This is a genomic window from Staphylococcus sp. EG-SA-17, from assembly GCF_017151845.1.
GTDB classification, from domain to species: domain Bacteria; phylum Bacillota; class Bacilli; order Staphylococcales; family Staphylococcaceae; genus Staphylococcus; species Staphylococcus aureus.
On the sequence record NZ_JACVZO010000015.1, the window covers coordinates 14,081 to 31,885 of the forward strand.

Here is a 17,805-nt window from a genome sequence, read left to right on the forward strand (position 1 = left end):
TAAAATTAAGATATTAAATGAAACAGGAGGCTTTTATAGATGACTCATATTCAATTAGATTTTAGTAAAACGTTAGAATTTTTCGGTGAACACGAATTAAAACAACAACAAGAAATTGTTAAATCAATTCACAAAACAATTCATGAAGGTACTGGTGCAGGTAGTGACTTCTTAGGCTGGGTTGATTTACCAGTTGATTACGACAAAGAAGAATTTTCAAGAATTGTTGAAGCATCAAAACGCATTAAAGAAAATTCTGATGTTTTAGTAGTCATCGGTATTGGTGGTTCTTACTTAGGTGCACGTGCAGCAATCGAAATGTTAACGTCATCATTTAGAAACAGCAATGAATACCCTGAAATTGTATTTGTTGGTAATCACTTGTCATCAACATATACGAAAGAGTTAGTTGATTATTTAGCAGACAAAGATTTCTCTGTAAACGTTATTTCTAAATCTGGTACAACTACAGAACCAGCAGTTGCATTTAGATTGTTCAAACAATTAGTTGAAGAAAGATACGGTAAAGAAGAAGCACAAAAACGTATATTTGCAACAACGGATAAAGAAAAAGGTGCTTTAAAACAGTTGGCTACAAACGAAGGTTATGAAACGTTTATCGTACCTGATGATGTAGGTGGAAGATATTCTTTTTTAACAGCAGTAGGATTATTACCAATTGCAACAGCTGGAATTAACATCGAAGCTATGATGATTGGTGCTGCAAAAGCACGTGAAGAATTATCTTCAGATAAATTAGAAGAAAACATTGCATATCAATATGCGACAATTCGAAACATTTTATATGCAAAAGGTTATACAACAGAAATGTTGATTAACTATGAACCATCTATGCAATACTTTAATGAATGGTGGAAACAATTATTTGGTGAATCAGAAGGTAAAGACTTCAAAGGTATCTATCCTTCAAGTGCCAACTACACAACTGATTTACATTCTTTAGGTCAATATGTACAAGAAGGACGTCGTTTCTTATTCGAAACAGTTGTAAAAGTAAATCATCCTAAATATGATATTACTATTGAAAAAGATAGTGATGATCTAGACGGATTAAATTATTTAGCTGGTAAAACAATCGACGAAGTTAACACAAAAGCATTCGAAGGTACATTATTAGCACATACTGATGGTGGTGTTCCTAACATGGTAGTGAACATTCCACAATTAGATGAAGAAACTTTCGGTTATGTCGTATACTTCTTCGAACTTGCTTGTGCAATGAGTGGATACCAATTAGGCGTAAATCCATTTAACCAACCTGGTGTAGAAGCATATAAACAAAACATGTTCGCATTATTAGGTAAACCTGGTTTTGAAGACTTGAAAAAAGAATTAGAAGAACGTTTATAAAATACATTACTTCAAAGATTAGTGAAGTTTGAAAAGATAGAACTAGACGTTAACTATTTAAAGCATATTTTCGAGGTTGTCATTACAAATGTAAAAATGTAATGACAACCTCGTTTTTATTTATATGCAAGAACTAGGTTACTAGCTAATGTGACAAGATGTTAAGAGAAAATTAAAGAAAAAATAACATCTGTCATACAATAATATTGTTATACTACTAGAGACTGATTTATTAGCATGATTACATGTTAATGTTTCTTTACTTAGTAATTAACTTTATAATGTAAGAATAATTATCTTCAGCCAAAGAAAGGGATTGATGATTTGTCGTTTCATCAAGTAGAAGAATGGTTTGAGATATTTCGACAGTTTGGTTATTTACCTGGATTTATATTGTTATATATTAGAGCGATAATTCCAGTATTTCCTTTAGCACTCTATATTTTAATTAACATTCAAGCTTATGGACCTATTTTAGGTATATTGATTAGTTGGCTTGGATTAATTTCTGGAACATTTACAGTCTATTTGATCTGTAAACGATGGGTGAACACTGAGAGGATGCAGCGAATTAAACAACGTACTGCTGTTCAACGCTTGATTAGTTTTATTGATCGCCAAGGATTAATCCCATTGTTTATTTTACTTTGTTTTCCTTTTACGCCAAATACATTAATAAATTTTGTAGCGAGTCTATCTCATATTAGACCTAAATATTATTTCATTGTTTTGGCATCGTCAAAGTTAGTTTCAACAATTATTTTAGGTTATTTAGGAAAAGAAATTACTACAATTTTAACGCAACCTTTAAGAGGGATATTAATGTTAGTTGTGTTGGTTGTATTTTGGATTGTTGGAAAAAAGTTAGAACAGCATTTTATGGGGTCGAAAAAGGAGTGACATCGTGAAAAAAGTTGTAAAATATTTGATTTCATTGATACTTGCTATTATCATTGTACTGTTCGTACAAACTTTTGTAATAGTTGGTCATGTCATTCCGAATAATGATATGTCACCAACCCTTAACAAAGGGGATCGTGTTATTGTAAATAAAATTAAAGTTACATTTAATCAATTGAATAATGGTGATATCATTACATATAGGCGTGGTAACGAGATATATACTAGTCGGATTATTGCCAAACCTGGTCAATCAATGGCGTTTCGTCAGGGACAATTATACCGTGATGACCGACCGGTTGACGCATCTTATGCCAAGAACAGAAAAATTAAAGATTTTAGTTTGCGCAATTTTAAAGAATTAGATGGAGATATTATACCGCCTAACAATTTTGTTGTGCTAAATGATTATGATAACAATCAGCATGATTCTAGACAATTTGGTTTAATTGATAAAAAGGATATTATTGGTAATATAAGTTTGAGATATTATCCTTTTTCAAAATGGACGATTCAGTTCAAATCTTAAAAAGAGGTGTCAAAATTGAAAAAAGAATTATTGGAATGGATTATTTCAATTGCAGTCGCTTTTGTCATTTTATTTATAGTAGGTAAATTTATTGTTACGCCATATATGATTAAAGGTGAATCAATGGATCCAACTTTGAAAGATGGTGAGCGAGTAGCTGTAAACATTATTGGATATAAAACAGGTGGTTTGGAAAAAGGTAATGTAGTTGTCTTCCATGCAAACAAAAATGATGACTATGTTAAACGTGTTATCGGTGTTCCTGGTGATAAAGTAGAATATAAAAATGATACATTATATGTCAATGGTAAAAAACAAGATGAACCATATTTAAACTACAATTTAAAACATAAACAAGGTGATTATATTACTGGGACTTTCCAAGTTAAAGATTTACCGAATGCGAATCCTAAATCAAATGTCATTCCAAAAGGTAAATATTTAGTGCTTGGAGATAATCGTGAAGTAAGTAAAGATAGCCGTGCGTTTGGCCTCATTGATGAAGACCAAATTGTTGGCAAAGTTTCATTTAGATTCTGGCCATTTAGTGAATTTAAACATAATTTCAATCCTGAAAACACTAAAAATTAATATGAAACAAATAAAACATCGTTTGTCGGTTTTAATACTGATAAACGATGTTTTATTTTGTTAGTACCACAATAAAAGCTAAGTTCGAAATGAACTTATAATAAATCAATCACAATCACTTTGTGTTAAAATATGTGTCAAAGGAAGTGAGGGTTTGTCATGACATTACATGCTTATTTAGGAAGAGCAGGAACAGGTAAGTCTACGAAAATGTTAACCGAAATAAAACAAAAAATGAAACAGGATCCGCTTGGAGATCCAATCATTTTAATTGCGCCAACTCAAAGTACATTTCAATTAGAACAAGCCTTTGTCAATGATCCGGAATTAAATGGTAGTTTAAGAACAGAAGTGTTGCATTTTGAACGATTAAGTCATCGTATTTTCCAAGAAGTTGGTAGTTATAGCGAACAAAAGTTATCTAAAGCTGCAACGGAAATGATGATTTATAACATTGTTCAAGAACAACAAAAGTATTTAAAACTTTATCAATCACAAGCAAAATATTATGGTTTTAGTGAAAAATTAACAGAACAAATTCAAGATTTTAAAAAATATGCAGTAACGCCTGAACATTTAGAACACTTTATTGCTGATAAAAATATGCAAACTCGAACTAAAAATAAGTTAGAGGATATTGCTTTAATATACCGTGAGTTCGAACAACGCATTCAAAACGAGTTTATTACGGGTGAGGATTCATTACAATATTTTATTGATTGTATGCCGAAATCAGAGTGGCTAAAACGTGCTGATATATATATTGATGGTTTTCACAACTTTTCAACGATTGAGTATTTAATAATCAAAGGATTAATTAAATATGCGAAGAGTGTCACAATTATATTGACGACAGATGGTAACCACGATCAATTTAGTTTATTTAGAAAACCATCGGAAGTGTTACGACATATTGAAGAAATAGCAAATGAACTCAATATTTCTATTGAACGTCAATATTTCAAGCAATTATATCGCTTCAATAATCAAGATTTAAAGCATCTTGAACAAGAATTTGATGCACTTCAAATCAATCGAGTGGCATGTCAAGGTCATATCAATATTTTAGAATCTGCGACTATGAGAGAGGAAATAAATGAAATTGCGCGACGTATCATCGTTGATATTCGTGATAAGCAATTACGATATCAAGATATTGCTATTTTATATCGTGATGAATCTTATGCTTATTTATTTGATTCCATATTACCGCTTTATAATATTCCTTATAATATTGATACAAAGCGTTCGATGACACATCATCCGGTCATGGAAATGATTCGTTCATTGATTGAAGTTATTCAATCTAATTGGCAAGTGAATCCAATGCTACGCTTATTGAAGACTGATGTGTTAACGGCATCATATCTAAAAAGTGCATACTTAGTTGATTTACTTGAAAATTTTGTACTTGAACGTGGTATATACGGTAAACGTTGGTTAGATGATGAGCTATTTAATGTCGAACATTTTAGCAAAATGGGGCGTAAAGCGCATAAACTGACCGAAGATGAACGTAACACATTTAAACAAGTCGTTAAGTTAAAGAAAGATGTCATTGATAAAATTTTACATTTTGAAAAGCAAATGTCACAAGCGGAAACTGTAAAAGACTTTGCAACTGCTTTTTATGAAAGTATGGAATATTTCGAACTGCCAAATCAATTGATGACAGAGCGAGATGAACTTGATTTAAATGGTAATCATGAAAAGGCGGAGGAAATTGATCAAATATGGAATGGCTTAATTCAAATCCTTGATGACTTAGTTCTAGTATTTGGAGATGAACCAATGTCGATGGAACGTTTCTTAGAAGTATTTGATATTGGTTTAGAACAATTAGAATTTGTCATGATTCCACAAACATTAGATCAAGTTAGTATTGGTACGATGGATTTGGCTAAAGTCGACAATAAGCAACATGTTTACTTAGTTGGAATGAACGACGGCACCATGCCACAACCAGTAACTGCATCAAGTTTAATTACTGATGAAGAAAAGAAATATTTTGAACAACAAGCAAATGTAGAGTTGAGTCCTACATCAGATATTTTACAGATGGATGAAGCATTTGTTTGCTATGTTGCTATGACTAGAGCTAAGGGAGATGTTACATTTTCTTACAGTCTAATGGGATCAAGTGGTGATGATAAGGAGATCAGCCCATTTTTAAATCAAATTCAATCATTGTTCAACCAATTGGAAATTACTAACATTCCTCAATACCATGAAGTTAACCCATTGTCACTAATGCAACATGCTAAGCAAACCAAAATTACATTATTTGAAGCATTGCGTGCTTGGTTAGATGATGAAATTGTGGCTGATAGTTGGTTAGATGCTTATCAAGTAATTAGAGATAGCGATCATTTAAATCAAGGTTTAGATTATTTGATGTCAGCATTAACGTTTGACAATGAAACTGTAAAATTAGGTGAAACGTTGTCTAAAGATTTATATGGTAAGGAAATCAATGCCAGTGTATCTCGATTTGAAGGTTATCAACAATGCCCATTTAAACACTATGCCTCACATGGTCTTAAACTAAATGAGCGAACGAAGTATGAACTTCAAAACTTTGATTTAGGTGATATTTTCCATTCCGTTTTAAAATATATATCTGAACGTATTAATGGCGATTTTAAACAATTAGACCTGAAAAAAATAAGACAATTAACGAATGAAGCATTGGAACAAATTTTACCTAAAGTTCAGTTTAATTTATTAAATTCTTCAGCTTACTATCGTTATTTATCAAGACGCATTGGCGCTATTGTAGAAACAACACTAAGCGCATTAAAATATCAAGGCACGTATTCAAAGTTTATGCCAAAACATTTTGAGACAAGTTTTAGAAGGAAACCAAGAACAAATGACGAATTAATTGCACAAACATTAACGACAACTCAAGGTATTCCAATTAATATTAGAGGGCAAATTGACCGTATCGATACGTATACAAAGAATGATACAAGTTTTGTTAATATCATTGACTATAAATCCTCTGAAGGTAGTGCGACACTTGATTTAACGAAAGTATATTATGGTATGCAAATGCAAATGATGACATACATGGATATCGTTTTACAAAATAAACAACGCCTTGGATTAACAGATATTGTGAAGCCAGGTGGATTATTATACTTCCATGTACATGAACCTAGAATTAAATTTAAATCTTGGGCAGATATTGATGAAGATAAATTAGAACAAGATTTAATTAAAAAGTTTAAGCTGAGTGGTTTAGTGAATGCAGACCAAACTGTTATTGATGCATTGGATATTCGTTTAGAACCTAAATTCACTTCAGATATTGTACCAGTTGGTTTGAATAAAGATGGCTCTTTGAGTAAACGAGGCAGTCAAGTTGCAGATGAAGCAACGATTTATAAATTCATCCAACATAACAAAGAGAATTTTATAGAAACCGCTTCAAATATTATGGATGGACATACTGAAGTTGCACCATTAAAGTACAAACAAAAATTGCCATGTGCTTTTTGTAGTTATCAATCGGTATGTCATGTAGATGGCATGATTGATAGTAAGCGATATCGAACTGTAGATGAAACAATAAATCCAATTGAAGCAATTCAAAATATTAACATTAATGATGAATTTGGGGGTGAGCAATAGATGACAATTCCAGAGAAACCACAAGGCGTGATTTGGACTGACGCGCAATGGCAAAGTATTTACGCAACTGGACAAGATGTACTTGTTGCAGCCGCGGCAGGTTCAGGTAAAACAGCTGTACTAGTTGAGCGTATTATCCAAAAGATTTTACGTGATGGCATTGATGTCGATCGACTTTTAGTCGTAACGTTTACAAACTTAAGCGCACGTGAAATGAAGCATCGTGTAGACCAACGTATTCAAGAGGCATCGATTGCTGATCCTGCAAATGCACACTTGAAAAACCAACGTATCAAAATTCATCAAGCACAAATATCTACACTTCATAGTTTTTGCTTGAAATTAATTCAACAGCATTATGATGTATTAAATATTGACCCGAACTTTAGAACAAGCAGTGAAGCTGAAAATATTTTATTATTAGAACAAACGATAGATGAGGTCATAGAACAACATTACGATATCCTTGATCCTGCTTTTATTGAATTAACAGAGCAATTGTCTTCAGATAGAAGTGATGATCAGTTTCGAATGATTATTAAACAATTGTATTTCTTTAGCGTTGCAAATCCAAATCCTACAAATTGGTTGGATCAATTGGTGACACCATACGAAGAAGAAGCACAACAAGCGCAACTTATTCAACTACTAACAGACTTATCTAAAGTATTTATCACAGCTGCCTATGATGCTTTAAATAAGGCGAATGATTTGTTTAGTATGATGGATGGCGTCGATAAACATTTAGCTGTTATAGAAGATGAACGACGTTTAATGGGGCGTGTTTTAGAAGGTGGCTTTATTGATATACCTTATTTAACTGGTCACGAATTTGGCGCGCGTTTGCCTAATGTAACAGCGAAAATTAAAGAAGCAAATGAAATGATGGTCGATGCCTTAGAAGATGCTAAACTTCAGTATAAAAAATATAAATCATTAATTGATAAAGTGAAGAGTGATTACTTTTCAAGAGAAGCTGATGATTTGAAAGCTGATATGCAACAATTGGCGCCACGAGTAAAGTACCTTGCGCGTATTGTGAAAGATGTTATGTCAGAATTCAATCGAAAAAAGCGTAGCAAAAATATTTTAGATTTTTCTGATTATGAACATTTTGCATTACAAATTTTAACTAATGAGGATGGTTCGCCTTCAGAAATTGCCGAATCATACCGTCAACACTTCCAAGAAATATTGGTCGATGAGTATCAAGATACGAACCGAGTTCAAGAGAAAATACTATCTTGCATAAAAACGGGTGCAGAACATAATGGTAATTTATTTATGGTTGGAGATGTTAAGCAATCCATTTATAAATTTAGACAAGCTGATCCAAGTTTATTTATTGAAAAGTATCAACGCTTTACTATAAATGGAGATGGCACTGGACGTCGAATTGATTTGTCGCAAAACTTCCGTTCTCGAAAAGAAGTACTGTCAACGACTAACTATATATTCAAACATATGATGGATGAACAAGTCGGTGAAGTAAATTATGATGAATCAGCACAATTGTATTATGGTGCACCATATGATGAATCGGACCATCCAGTAAACTTAAAAGTGCTTGTTGAAGCGGATCAAGAACATAGTGATTTAACTGGTAGTGAACAAGAAGCGCATTTTATAGTAGAACAAGTTAAAGATATCTTAGAACATCAAAAAGTTTATGATATGAAAACAGGAAGCTATAGAAGTGCGACATACAAAGATATCGTTATTCTAGAACGCAGCTTTGGACAAGCTCGCAATTTACAACAAGCCTTTAAAAATGAAGATATTCCATTCCATGTGAATAGTCGTGAAGGTTACTTTGAACAAACAGAAGTCCGCTTAGTATTATCATTTTTAAGAGCGATAGATAATCCATTACAAGATATTTATTTAGTTGGGTTAATGCGCTCCGTTATATATCAGTTCAAAGAAGACGAATTAGCTCAAATTAGAATATTGAGTCCAAATGATGACTACTTCTATCAATCGATTGTAAATTACATTAATGACGAAGTAGCAGATGCTATTTTAGTTGATAAATTAAAGATGTTTTTATCAGATATTCAAAGTTACCAACAATATAGTAAAGATCATCCGGTGTATCAGTTAATTGATAAATTTTATAATGATCATTATGTTATTCAATACTTTAGTGGACTTATTGGTGGACGTGGACGACGTGCAAACCTTTATGGTTTATTTAATAAAGCTATCGAGTTTGAGAATTCAAGTTTTAGAGGTTTATATCAATTTATTCGTTTTATCGATGAATTGATTGAAAGAGGCAAAGATTTTGGTGAGGAAAATGTAGTTGGTCCAAACGATAATGTCGTTAGAATGATGACAATTCATAGTAGTAAAGGTCTAGAGTTTCCATTTGTCATTTATTCTGGATTGTCAAAAGATTTTAATAAACGTGATTTGAAACAACCAGTTATTTTAAATCAGCAATTTGGTCTCGGAATGGATTATTTTGATGTGGATAAAGAAATGGCATTTCCATCTTTAGCTTCGGTTGCATATAAAGCTGTTGCCGAAAAAGAACTTGTGTCAGAAGAAATGCGATTAGTCTATGTAGCATTAACAAGAGCGAAAGAACAACTTTATTTAATTGGTAGAGTGAAAAATGATAAATCGTTACTAGAACTAGAGCAATTGTCTATTTCTGGTGAGCATATTGCTGTCAATGAACGATTAACTTCACCAAATCCGTTCCATCTTATTTATAGTATTTTATCTAAACATCAATCTGCGTCAATTCCAGATGATTTAAAATTTGAAAAAGATATAGCACAAGTTGAAGATAGTAGTCGTCCGAATGTAAATATTTCAATTATATACTTTGAAGATGTGTCTACAGAAACCATTTTAGATAATAATGAATATCGTTCGGTTAATCAATTAGAAACTATGCAAAATGGTAATGAGGATGTTAAAGCACAAATTAAACACCAACTTGATTATCAATATCCATATGTAAATGATACTAAAAAGCCATCAAAACAATCTGTTTCTGAATTGAAAAGGCAATATGAAACAGAAGAAAGTGGCACAAGTTACGAACGAGTAAGACAATATCGTATCGGTTTTTCAACGTATGAACGACCTAAATTTCTAAGTGAACAAGGTAAACGAAAAGCGAATGAAATTGGTACGTTAATGCATACAGTGATGCAACATTTACCATTCAAAAAAGAACGCATATCTGAAGTTGAGTTACATCAGTATATCGATGGATTAATCGATAAACATATTATCGAAGCAGATGCGAAAAAAGATATCCGTATGGATGAAATAATGACATTTATCAATAGTGAGTTATATTCGATTATTGCTGAAGCAGAGCAAGTTTATCGTGAATTACCGTTTGTAGTTAACCAAGCATTAGTTGACCAATTGCCACAAGGAGACGAAGACGTCTCAATTATTCAAGGTATGATTGACTTAATCTTTGTTAAAGATGGTGTGCATTATTTTGTAGACTATAAAACCGATGCATTTAATCGTCGCCGTGGGATGACAGATGAAGAAATTGGTACACAATTAAAAAATAAATATAAGATACAGATGAAATATTATCAAAATACGCTTCAAACGATTCTTAATAAAGAAGTTAAAGGTTATTTATACTTCTTCAAATTTGGTACATTGCAACTGTAGTATTTTGATTTTCAAAAGAATAAAAAAATTTCGATTAAGTGCAAAGCCCTTGTAGCAGAATGAACACAACTCATTTTCAAAATTGTCTTACTTATTTATTTGTTATTTGATAACGAAAAAAGTTATAATGTGAATTAAGATAAAGATGAGGAGTTGAGAATGAATGAAATTCTTATCATTCAAGTATAATGACAAAACTTCATATGGCGTTAAAGTAAAACGCGAAGATGCTGTATGGGATTTAACACAAGTATTTGCTGACTTTGCAGAAGGAGATTTCCATCCTAAAACATTGTTAGCTGGTTTACAACAAAATCATACTTTAGATTTTCAAGAACAAGTACGTAAAGCAGTTGTAGCAGCAGAAGATAGCGGCAAAGCTGAAGACTATAAAATTTCATTTAATGACATTGAATTCTTACCACCAGTAACACCTCCGAATAATGTGATTGCTTTTGGTAGAAATTACAAAGATCATGCGAACGAATTAAATCATGAAGTAGAAAGATTATATGTATTTACAAAAGCAGCGTCATCTTTAACAGGAGATAATGCAACAATTCCAAATCATAAAGATATTACTGATCAATTAGATTATGAAGGTGAATTAGGTATTGTTATTGGTAAGTCTGGTGAAAAGATTCCAAAAGCATTAGCTTTAGATTATGTTTACGGCTATACAATTATTAACGATATCACTGATCGCAAAGCACAAAGTGAACAAGATCAAGCATTTTTATCAAAAAGTTTAACTGGCGGTTGCCCAATGGGTCCTTATATCGTTACTAAAGACGAACTACCATTACCTGAAAATGTAAATATTGTTACAAAAGTTAACAATGAAATTAGACAAGATGGTAACACTGGCGAAATGATTCTTAAAATTGATGAATTAATAGAAGAAATTTCAAAATATGTTGCACTACATCCGGGAGATATTATTGCAACTGGTACACCAGCAGGCGTTGGTGCAGGTATGCAACCACCTAAATTCTTACAACCAGGTGATGAAGTTAAAGTGACTATTGATAATATTGGAACGCTGACAACTTATATCGCTAAATAATTATCATTTAAAAAGCTAACCAGTCTTTATATAGATTGGTTAGTTTTTTGCTTTTCTAATAAGGTGTTAAAGATCATTGTTTATAATGTTACCATTTTGAGATGAAAGTGAAATATTGATATTAAGAAGTAGTTGATTATTTTACAGCAGATGCACAATATTCTAATAAGGAATAAAATGTCATGTTCTTCCTCTCAAATATAGAAGTGTGGTAGAATATATATTCGTGTATAATCAAATCATGATTAAATTACAAGCAAGTGGGTATTAATCCCAAGAAGCTTTAATTTAATAATATAAATTATTAAAGTGGGGGGAATCAGTATGTTACATTTACATATATTAAGTTGGGTATTAGCGATTATTTTATTTATCGCTACATACTTAAACATTTCAAAAAATCAAGGCGGATCACCATTTTTCAAACCGTTGCACATGATTTTACGCTTATTTATGCTGTTGACGTTAATTTCAGGATTTTGGATATTAATTCAGTCATTTATGAATGGCGGGGCAAATCATATGTTGCTTACATTGAAAATGCTGTGTGGTGTTGCAGTAGTTGGATTGATGGAAGTGTCGATTGCTAAAAGAAAGAGACATGAACAAAGTCACACAATGTTTTGGATAACAATTGCATTAATTATCATCACAATGGTATTAGGTGTCATTCTACCGTTAGGGCCTATATCAAAATTATTCGGTATTGGCTAATTGATAAGACATATAGTTTATGACATAAGGCATGGACAATTATTAGTCCAAGACCTTATGTCTTTTTTGATTTTAAAAATGTTAAACATAAAAAATGGACTGGATAGTAGTACCAGTCCAACATAATTCTAACCTAGACAATTAAGATTAGATTGAATCGCATGATTCATTTATTTAGCTTTGTAACCAATCATATTGATTAAATCTTTAGGGTGGCTATATGGTGGTGCATAAGCCACTTCAAACTCAGTTAACTCATCTACAGTTAGCTGGTTCATCATTGCCATCGATAGTACATCAATACGTTTATCTGCACCTTCTTTTCCTACTGCAGCTGCTCTTAAAATCTGACGGTTTGAAGTGTCATAATATACTCTTAAGTGTAAAGGGGAATTTCCTGGGTAATAATTCGCGTGTGCACCTTGAGTGACTTCCACCATTTTATAGTCAAATTGCTTCAGTTCGTTTGGTTTAACGCCGACACTCGCAAATGTATAATCAAAGAACTTCACAATATTGTTGCCTAAGAAGCCTTTGAATTCAATAGTGTCATTTCCAGCAATTTGTTCGGCAACAATACTTGCTGCACGGTGAGCGCCCCAAGCTAAAGGAACACTAGCCGTTAGATCGACATGTCGATAATGTGATGTTGCAATATCTCCTATTGCATAAATGTTTGGAACATTTGTTTCAAATTTATCGTTTACCGGTATGAAGCCTTTTCGATCAAGTTTGATATTTGAACTTTCGATAAATTTTGAATTGGGGTGAGTACCGACACCTTCAATAATCATATCGTAATGTTCAACTTTTCCTGATTTAAATGTAATTTCATTTCCATTGATAGCATCAATTTCCTCATTTAAACGGTATGGAATCTCCCGCTTATCTAATTCATCAAGTATAGGTTGATTCATGTCGGTATCCATTAATTTATTTATCTTATCAGATCGATGAATTAAAGTAGGGTGTAAACCACGTTCATAAAGATTTTCAAGAACTTCTAATGAAACATACCCTGCACCTACAACCAATACTTTATCAACTTGATTTGCTTTGATGAATTGATCGATAGCATCAGTGTCTTCTAAATTTCTAAGTGTAAATGTAATATCACTCTCAAAGCCAAGGCTATTTGCACTTGCACCAGGGCTTAAAATGAGTTTATCGTAAGATTCTTCAAATTGTTCGTTGGTCTTTCTATTTAATACAGTTACAGTTTGTCTTTCATCATTGATTGCAATAACTTCATGATAAGTTTTTACTGTGATTTGCTTTCTATCATAAAATTTTTCAGGTGTATACGCTAAAGCATATTTTCTATCTTCAACAACTTCGCCAATGACATAAGGCAATGCACAATTAGCAAAGCTCATATCACGATCTTTTTCAAAAATAATAATGTCACTTTCTTTATCTAAACGTCGAATTTGGCTGGCACATGTTGCACCGCCAGCGACCGCTCCGACTACGACTATTTTGGGCATCGTAACTTACCTCCTATTGTTTTAAAATATTATAAAATGATTAGTTATAAATTAACAGTAATATCTAATATTTAAATTAAAGAAATCATTCAAATATCGACCAATGCCATCTTCATTATTGTTGAATGTAATATTATTCGCTACATCTTTAAGTTCTTGCAAACCATTTTCCATAGCAACACCATGGCGGGCGTACTCAATCATTTCAATATCATTATCTTCATCACCGAATGCAATAATATTATTTCGGTCAATATTTAAAAATTGTCTAACTTGCTCAATGCCTCTTGCTTTATTAATACCAAGTTTTACAATTTCAATGACAGGGAATGGTGCGCCCCAGCGTCGATGCTCAATATGATCGGCATAAAAATGAGTAAGCATATTTTTGATTTCAGGTATTTTACTTTCTTCGGCTTCAATTAAAATTGAGGTAGGGGATTCTTTCAAGTGGACAAGTAAATTACCAGTTTGAATTCTTGGATTACCCATTGAAAAACCTTCAAATAATCTTGGATCATGATTGTTAATGAAAACATAATCTTTCACTTCTGCTATAATATTCGATACTTGATATTGTTGTAATCCTTGAATAATGTTTTGTGCGATGCCTAAATCTAAAATTTCATGGCAAGTTTTGAAGTTTTTATCTTTAGGGTGATGTACGTAAGCGCCATTAAAATTAACAATTGGTGTCGTTAAATTTAATTCATGATAATACATTTGACTTGCACGATAAGGTCTGCCAGTCGCAATCATAATTTGGTGTCCACGTTGTTGTAATTCATTTAATACTTGTTTAGTATATGATGAAATTTCTTTGTTATCGTTTAATAATGTTCCGTCTAAGTCTAGACATATTAAATGTGGTTGCATATCTCTCTCCTCATAAGTTGCTTAGTTCATATAGATACATCATAGCATTTTATTGGCGTTTTGTCGGATATTTGATATATTATGAATAATATGACATTAAAGAGGTGATATGGATGGAAGAGGCATTGAAAGATAGTATCTTAGGTGCATTAGAAATGGTAATTGACCCTGAATTAGGAATTGATATCGTTAATTTAGGTTTAGTATACAAAGTGAATGTTGATGATGAAGGCGTATGTACAGTTGATATGACTTTAACATCAATGGGATGTCCAATGGGACCTCAAATTATTGATCAAGTTAAAACAGTATTAGCAGAGATTCCTGAAATTCAGGATACTGAAGTGAATATCGTATGGAGTCCACCTTGGACAAAAGATATGATGTCACGTTACGCTAAGATTGCACTTGGTGTGAGCTAACATAAACGTGCATTGCCTGTAGAAATTGGAAATCCAATTGGGGATCCGCTCCCAACTTGCATTGCTTGTAGAATTTCTTTTCGAAATTCTCTGTGTTTGGGCCCGCTCCCCAACTCGCATTGCTTGTAGAATTTCTTTTTGAAATTCTCTGTGTTTGGGCCCCGCAGTCAATATAACCTTGTAGAGTATAATTCATTGTGAATAAGCTCCCTTCAAAGTAGACATTGAAAAATGAAAATTTTGAAGGGAGCCTTATTTATGTTCTAGGTTCTGATTTTATTTTGAAAATTTATATCTAACTTGTTTCAAAAAATATGAATTAAGACAGTGTTTCTCACTTCTAAGAGCGCACAATTCATTTTCTAGTTGAATATTTTCTTGAAAATTTTTATAATAAATTGAATTTATATTACAGTTATATTACAATACATAATACTTCATAGTTTTTAAGTTGCCGAGTTGCATTACAAATTGGATTTCGAAGTAAGAATCATCATTGGTAATTTTTTTAATTTAACAGTATTTTAGTCAATATGATTTTGATGATGTCGTAATTCAATAATATACATATGCATTTCAATATTCTTTTAAACAGCATAACTAAATTTAATTAAGCATCTAAGAAGAACAGTTTTAAAAGGGAAGAATGCAAAAATGAACAAAACAAAGGGTTTTACAAAGTATAAGAAAATGAGATATATGCCAGGGCTCGATGGTTTGAGGGCAATCGCTGTTCTAGGAATTATTATTTACCACTTAAATAAGCAATGGTTGACAGGTGGCTTTTTAGGTGTGGATACATTTTTTGTGATCTCTGGTTATTTAATTACGAGCTTATTACTAAAAGAGTATGATGACACAGGTATCATTAAATTGAAAAGCTTTTGGATACGTCGTTTAAAACGTTTATTACCAGCAGTCATAGTTTTATTAATGGTTGTAGGGACAGCAACCTTATTATTAAAATCAGATAATATCATTAGGGTTAAACATGATATTATTGCTGCGATATTTTATGTATCAAACTGGTGGTATATAGCAAAAGATGTTAATTATTTTGAGCAATTTTCATTTATGCCATTAAAGCATTTATGGTCTTTAGCAATTGAAGAACAGTTTTACATATTTTTCCCAGTTATTTTGGTTACATTATTGTTAACAATTAAAAAGCGATACAAAATAGGATTTATTTTTTGGGGAGTATCAATAATTTCTTTAGGGTTAATGATGTTTATCTACAGTATTAATGGGGATCATTCACGAGTGTATTTTGGTACAGATACTAGATTACAGACATTGTTACTGGGTGTTATTTTAGCTTTTTTATGGCCACCGTTTAAATTGAAAAATGATCCACCTAAAGTTGTAAAATATGTTATTGATAGCATAGGTAGTTTATCATTTATAATACTTATATTATTATTTTTCATTATTAATGATGAGACGAATTGGATATATGATGGTGGTTTCTATTTAATATCCATATTAACGTTATTTATTATTGCCAGTGTCGTTCATCCATCTACATGGATAGCGAAGATATTTTCAAATCCAGTGTTAGTATTTATCGGGAAAAGGTCTTATAGTTTATATTTATGGCATTTTGCAGTAATTAGTTTCGTACATAGTTACTATGTAGACGGACAGATACCTGTATATGTGTACTTTATAGATATAAGTTTAACAATTATATTTGCAGAGCTATCATATCGCTTTATAGAAACTCCATTTAGAAAAGAAGGTATTAAAGCTTTAAATTGGCGACCTTCTTATATACCACAATTTATAAGAATGGCAATTGTAGTAACCTTGTTAATTCCATTTATGTTGATTTTAGTAGGTGCATTCAATAAATATGGTAAAGACATTATTGGAGAAAAAGCGAATAGCTTTGATACCACTATTGAAGATAATTATTTAATGCGGATAGCACCAATTGATAACATACACATTGATGGCTTAGTAAGTGAGAAGAAAAAGGAATCTTCCGACGTATATAATAATATTAAACCTCTTTTAATCGGTGATTCAGTAATGGTTGATATCGGTGAGTCATTTAAGTCATCAGTTCCTAAGTCTAGAATTGATGGAAAAGTAGGGCGTCAATTGTATCAAACCTTACCTTTAGTTAAAGCGAATTATTCACAATATAAAAAATCATCTGATCAAGTCGTATTAGAATTAGGTACAAATGGCGACTTTACTGTCAAACAGCTCGACGATTTACTAAATCAATTTGGAAAAGCCAAGATTTATTTAGTTAATACACGTGTTCCAAGAATTTATGAGGCAAATGTAAATCGATTATTAGCTGACGCAGCGAAACGAAAGTCCAATGTCACATTAATTGATTGGTATAAGCGATCACAAGGACATAGTGAATATTTTGCACCAGACGGTGTACATTTAGAGTACAAAGGAGTCCTAGCTTTAAAAGATGAAATATTAAAAGCACTTAAAAAGAAATAACATATGTTTAATAAGTCTAGTTAATGTGTAACGTAACATTAGCTAGATTTTTTTAATTCAAAAAATTATTTACAAATATTAGGAAATTTA

The 17,805-nt window shown here is 32.0% G+C and carries 12 protein-coding genes; 10 read left to right on the top strand and 2 right to left on the bottom strand.

What is annotated here, in order from left to right:
• Positions 1-39 precede the first annotated feature (39 nt).
• The 8 genes from IDG65_RS08460 to IDG65_RS08495 all read left to right on the top strand — a co-directional run bounded on the left by IDG65_RS08460 (position 40) and on the right by IDG65_RS08495 (position 12,461).
• The gene (locus IDG65_RS08460) at positions 40-1,371 is read left to right on the top strand and encodes a glucose-6-phosphate isomerase (protein WP_000148851.1); all 1,332 of its coding nucleotides are present in this window, start codon (positions 40-42) and stop codon (positions 1,369-1,371) included.
• A gap of 324 nt (positions 1,372-1,695) precedes the next feature.
• Positions 1,696-2,271: a TVP38/TMEM64 family protein gene (locus tag IDG65_RS08465; RefSeq protein ID WP_000007970.1), complete on the top strand. Its 576-nt coding sequence runs from the start codon at positions 1,696-1,698 to the stop codon at positions 2,269-2,271.
• Positions 2,272-2,275: 4 nt separating this feature from the next.
• Positions 2,276-2,800: a signal peptidase I gene (gene lepB, locus IDG65_RS08470; protein WP_000758216.1), complete on the top strand. Its 525-nt coding sequence runs from the start codon at positions 2,276-2,278 to the stop codon at positions 2,798-2,800.
• Between the two features lie 15 nt (positions 2,801-2,815).
• A complete protein-coding gene (gene lepB, locus IDG65_RS08475; RefSeq protein WP_000711894.1) occupies positions 2,816-3,391 on the top strand; it encodes a signal peptidase I in 576 nt (191 codons plus the stop codon).
• 159 nt (positions 3,392-3,550) lie between these two features.
• On the top strand, positions 3,551-7,027 hold the full coding sequence (gene addB / locus IDG65_RS08480; RefSeq protein WP_000172374.1) for a helicase-exonuclease AddAB subunit AddB: 3,477 nt from the start codon (positions 3,551-3,553) through the stop codon (positions 7,025-7,027).
• Positions 7,028-10,681 (top strand): helicase-exonuclease AddAB subunit AddA, encoded by a 3,654-nt coding sequence (addA, locus tag IDG65_RS08485; RefSeq protein WP_000154918.1) that lies wholly within the window; start codon positions 7,028-7,030, stop codon positions 10,679-10,681.
• 163 nt (positions 10,682-10,844) lie between these two features.
• Complete coding sequence (locus tag IDG65_RS08490) at positions 10,845-11,747, top strand: fumarylacetoacetate hydrolase family protein (protein WP_000670755.1); 903 nt, start codon at positions 10,845-10,847, stop codon at positions 11,745-11,747.
• Between the two features lie 324 nt (positions 11,748-12,071).
• The gene (locus IDG65_RS08495; RefSeq protein WP_000902807.1) at positions 12,072-12,461 is read left to right on the top strand and encodes a YisL family protein; all 390 of its coding nucleotides are present in this window, start codon (positions 12,072-12,074) and stop codon (positions 12,459-12,461) included.
• Positions 12,462-12,631: 170 nt separating this feature from the next.
• Here IDG65_RS08495 and IDG65_RS08500 read toward each other — a convergent pair whose 3' ends face one another.
• Both IDG65_RS08500 and IDG65_RS08505 read right to left on the bottom strand, forming a co-directional pair.
• Positions 12,632-13,948 carry a CoA-disulfide reductase gene (locus tag IDG65_RS08500; RefSeq protein WP_001124516.1) on the bottom strand — a complete coding sequence of 439 codons (1,317 nt, stop codon included), beginning with the start codon at positions 13,946-13,948 and terminating at the stop codon, positions 12,632-12,634.
• Between the two features lie 51 nt (positions 13,949-13,999).
• Positions 14,000-14,824, bottom strand: coding sequence for a Cof-type HAD-IIB family hydrolase (locus IDG65_RS08505; RefSeq protein WP_001182436.1), 825 nt, complete (start codon positions 14,822-14,824; stop codon positions 14,000-14,002).
• Between the two features lie 113 nt (positions 14,825-14,937).
• On the opposite strand from IDG65_RS08505, the gene IDG65_RS08510 reads away from it, so the two are divergent.
• Positions 14,938-15,246: a metal-sulfur cluster assembly factor gene (locus tag IDG65_RS08510; protein WP_000390575.1), complete on the top strand. Its 309-nt coding sequence runs from the start codon at positions 14,938-14,940 to the stop codon at positions 15,244-15,246.
• 654 nt (positions 15,247-15,900) lie between these two features.
• Entirely contained in the window at positions 15,901-17,715 is a 1,815-nt protein-coding gene (locus IDG65_RS08515; protein ID WP_001044227.1) for an acyltransferase family protein, read from the top strand.
• Positions 17,716-17,805 lie beyond the last annotated feature (90 nt).

What these genes read in the sequence shown, in the direction of transcription:
- addB (WP_000172374.1), top strand. Translation starts at nt 3,551, where the DNA reads ATGACATTACATGCTTATTTAGGAAGAGCAGGAACAGGTAAGTCTACG.
- IDG65_RS08510 (WP_000390575.1), top strand. Translation starts at nt 14,938, where the DNA reads ATGGAAGAGGCATTGAAAGATAGTATCTTAGGTGCATTAGAAATGGTA.
- IDG65_RS08490 (WP_000670755.1), top strand. Translation starts at nt 10,845, where the DNA reads ATGAAATTCTTATCATTCAAGTATAATGACAAAACTTCATATGGCGTT.
- IDG65_RS08515 (WP_001044227.1), top strand. Translation starts at nt 15,901, where the DNA reads ATGAACAAAACAAAGGGTTTTACAAAGTATAAGAAAATGAGATATATG.
- addA (WP_000154918.1), top strand. Translation starts at nt 7,028, where the DNA reads ATGACAATTCCAGAGAAACCACAAGGCGTGATTTGGACTGACGCGCAA.
- IDG65_RS08460 (WP_000148851.1), top strand. Translation starts at nt 40, where the DNA reads ATGACTCATATTCAATTAGATTTTAGTAAAACGTTAGAATTTTTCGGT.
- IDG65_RS08495 (WP_000902807.1), top strand. Translation starts at nt 12,072, where the DNA reads ATGTTACATTTACATATATTAAGTTGGGTATTAGCGATTATTTTATTT.
- IDG65_RS08505 (WP_001182436.1), bottom strand. Translation starts at nt 14,824, where the DNA reads ATGCAACCACATTTAATATGTCTAGACTTAGACGGAACATTATTAAAC.
- IDG65_RS08500 (WP_001124516.1), bottom strand. Translation starts at nt 13,948, where the DNA reads ATGCCCAAAATAGTCGTAGTCGGAGCGGTCGCTGGCGGTGCAACATGT.